At 49.0% G+C, this 508-nt stretch carries 1 protein-coding gene; it reads right to left on the reverse strand.

Annotated elements, in window-relative coordinates; translation table 11 throughout:
* Window positions 1-508, reverse strand: a 508-nt coding sequence (locus R7093_RS28390; protein WP_318147430.1) for an efflux RND transporter periplasmic adaptor subunit, incomplete at both ends; no start/stop codon positions are given.

A 508-nucleotide genomic window follows, 5' to 3' on the forward strand; every position in this document is an offset into this window, starting at 1 on the left:
CACTAATTCTTGTGGAAGACGATAGATGTGCTTGAGCTCTTTGCCCGTAAAGCTGACTTCTACGTAAGAACCAAATTTGATTGGCGGTTGCTGGTTATCGATGCCATAAGGGTCTTCAACCTGAATCACCATATTGATCATGCGTGTGGCGCTATCAATCATTCCCAAATCGCGAACGACTTTACCTTCACGTGTGGTCGAGAGAATGCCTTGCTGAGTTACGGTTGCTGTCAGCTCTTTGATTGACTCCGGCAAAAACGCACTATCAAAACCAGCAATTGGAACATGCACTTCCGCCACTTCGATGTTATTCAAAGTGGCGACACGAGATCCCGACGTCACAAACTGACCCACACCGACATCACGCTCGACCACTAAAGCATCGTATGGCGCAACCACTCGGCAGTTTTCCAAGTCGCGATTTGCACGTTTGAGAGCGGCTTGAGCAGACTTCACTTGCGCTTGCGCGCTAAGCACCTGAGGTTTACGCAAGTACAGATCGGTGACT

The organism is Vibrio sp. 1580, from assembly GCF_033340055.1.